Below are 2,832 nucleotides of genomic sequence, written 5' to 3'. Positions count from 1 at the left end.
GCTGCGCGGTCCTGGGCCTGCACGACCTGCTGAACGGCGGTCACGCCGGGCAGTACGGCACGGGTCACGGGGCGACGATGTTTTCGTTGGGGCTGGGGCGCAAGGCGACCGTCGGGCGGATGCTGATGGCCAGCGCGATTTCCAGCGCCACCACCGCCGCGATGAAGATCACCGCCAGCGAGCTGCTGACCAGCATCAAGGACCTGCGCCGGCGCGCGCGTTCGTCGGAAGCGATGATCGTTTTGGCCTCGGCCTCATCGTCCGGCACGGCACTGTAGGCGACGTTGGTCTTGCCCTTGTCGGCGTCGGCGGCGAGCGCCGCGATGCGGCTGCGGTATTCGGGCTGATATCCCGGGAGCAGGCCGGGATGCTGCCCGGCCAACAGCATCGGGTCGACCTCGCCGGTGCCGGGATCCAGCGCGTAGGCCAGCGCGGCCGTCGACGACGCGAAGAGCGGCGCGTTCGCCGCCGCCAGCGCGGCGCCTCGCGCCAGGGCCATCTCCGGCTCGTCGGGCACGGACAACTCGAGCGAGGTCGCGGCCTCCAGCACCGGCTTGATCAGCGGGATGTCGACGCCGGAGCCGACCAGAACCAGGCCTTCGGGGTGGGTTTCGAGCGTCGTGGCGCCGGAGGCCATGTCGACGAGTTCGGCGACCGCTTCGTCTTCGTCGTCCGCGAGGGGTCTGCGGCGTACCTCCGAGACCGAGCCGTCCGCGGTGTCGACGACGGCCAGGGTGGCGCTGTAGGGCTCGACGAACAGCAGCGCGGTGCGCGCGTAGTTGGTGGCGTCTCCCACGGCCTGGGTCAGCGCGGCCGCGGCCATGAACGCCGAGACCAGCATGACGTTTTCGACCTTGTGGGAAATGAGGGCGTCGCGCAGCATCGCCGCTTCGACGTGGTCGGTCCAGGTCACGCCCGTCGACAGCAGTTCGTAGCCGCCCTCGGCGGCGCCTTCCCGGGTGCCGAGGATGGCCGAGATCACCTCGGTGGGGCCGGTGCCGGGCAGGGCGGTGCGTTGGGTGTCGACGTCGAAGTCGTCCTCGTCGACGGTGACTCCGTCGGCGCTCTCCCCTTCGACCAGGACCATGCGTACCTTCGTCGGCGTCATCGAGACGCCAAGCACGATGCCCACCACCGCTTAAGCTCCCTCTGCCCAATTCGTGTCGCTCAACGCCCCCGTCGGCAACACCACTGTTCAGTGATCACCAAGGATTTCTGCCACCGCAGAGCGCGGGCCGCATGCCCGCACATGTTGCTGGGCTGATGAAATTCTGGCGGCAGAGGCGGCATCTTGTTGCCGGCCTCAATACCCCGACCCTACGCGCGTGATTTTGGGAGAAGTAGGCGCCGGTTGCTGTGTGTTAGTTGGCAAACCGGACTAATGGTGTCCGCCGCCGCCTCCGCCGCCGAGGCCGCCACCGCCGCCGCTGTGACCACCGCCGAAGCCGCCACCACCACCGAAGCCGCCGCCGCTGTGACCGCCGCCGAAGCCGCCGAGGCCACCGCCGCCGCCGCCGGGAGCCGGAGCGTGACCACCGCCGAAGCCACCGCCGCCGCCGGGAGCCGGAGCGTGACCACCGCCGAGGCCGCCGCCGCCGCCGGGAGCCGGAGCGTGACCACCGCCGAAGCCGCCAAGCCCGCCGCTGGGACCGCCCGCCGGTGGTGTGGGGACATGCCCGCCACCCAGGCCGCCCGGACCGCTACCGGGCGCGGGCAGGTGGCCGCCGCCCAAACCGCCGGGACCGCCGGATCCCGGCGTCGGCACATGCCCACCAGGACCACCCGAACCCGGCGTCGGCACATGCCCACCAGGACCACCCGAACCCGGCGTCGGCACATGCCCACCAGGACCACCCGAACCCGGCGTCGGCACATGCCCACCAGGTCCACCGGAACCCGGCGTCGGCACATGCCCACCGGGGCCGCCCGAACCGCCCGAGCCACCCGGGCCGCTCTCCCCGGGCGTGGGAGAGTGACCGCCGCCGTAGTTACCCGGACCGCTCGGCTTGGGAGCGGTGCCCTCGCCGGGCGGCGTCTGGTGCGGCGGTGACTGCGGGACGGTGACCTGCGGGGGCGACGGCGGTTGGGGCAGATGCACCGGCGGCTGGGGCTGCACCGGTTGCGGGATCGTCAGGCGCGGCGGGGCCTCGAACAGCGGGGGGCTGTCGATGGGGTCGGGAACCGGAACCGGGATGCGCACCGGCACCGGCACCGGCACCGGCACCGGCGGGACCACGACGGGGACCGGCGCCGCGGGAACCGGAGGGGCGGCGGGCAGCGGAGGGGCCGCCGGAGGCGCAACCGCGGGCAACGGCGCGGCGGCCGGCGGGCTCAGCGGCTTGGGGGCGGCCACCGGGACGGGCAGGCTGATCTTCGACAGCGGTTCGGACGCCTGCACCGGCGCCGGGGCCGGCGCCTGCTCGGGGACGATGAGGTGCTGCCCCGGTGTGGGCTGCAGGGCCACGGTTCCCGTGTTGCGGATCCCGATCGCCAACGCGATCTCGAGCGCCAGCACCGCGCTGATGCCGACCACCGCCAGCCCGCTGCCGACCAGCAGCACCGGCCGCCGCTTCGGCTGGCTCTCCTCGGGAAGGAAGAGCTTCTCGATGACGACGGTCGGTGAATCGGCGTCCTCGTCCCCCACCGCGCTGTAGGCGAGGTCGTCGTCGCCGGGTTCCGAGCCGATCGGGACATAGAGGTACTCGGGAAGCGAGTACTGGTCGACCGAGCCCGTGCCGGGATCCTGCGCATATGCCAGCGCGGTGGGGGACGAGGACGCCGATTCACCGACCGTCGTCATCGAGAAGCTCTTCCTTCCCGAGGAGAGCCAGC

The 2,832-nt window shown here is 72.4% G+C and carries 2 pseudogenes; both read right to left on the bottom strand.

The features are described from left to right. Window positions 1-67: 67 nt before the first annotated feature. Window positions 68-1,135: pseudogene (locus A5622_RS21515) on the bottom strand (hypothetical protein); the annotation flags it as partial. Window positions 1,136-1,378: 243 nt separating this feature from the next. Further along, window positions 1,379-2,832, bottom strand: a pseudogene (locus A5622_RS21510) (hypothetical protein); the annotation flags it as partial.

It is taken from the genome of Mycobacterium sp. 1245801.1, from assembly GCF_001673055.1.
Classification (GTDB): Bacteria; Actinomycetota; Actinomycetes; order Mycobacteriales; family Mycobacteriaceae; genus Mycobacterium; species Mycobacterium europaeum_A.
This window is presented reverse-complemented; position numbering and strand designations above follow the sequence as displayed.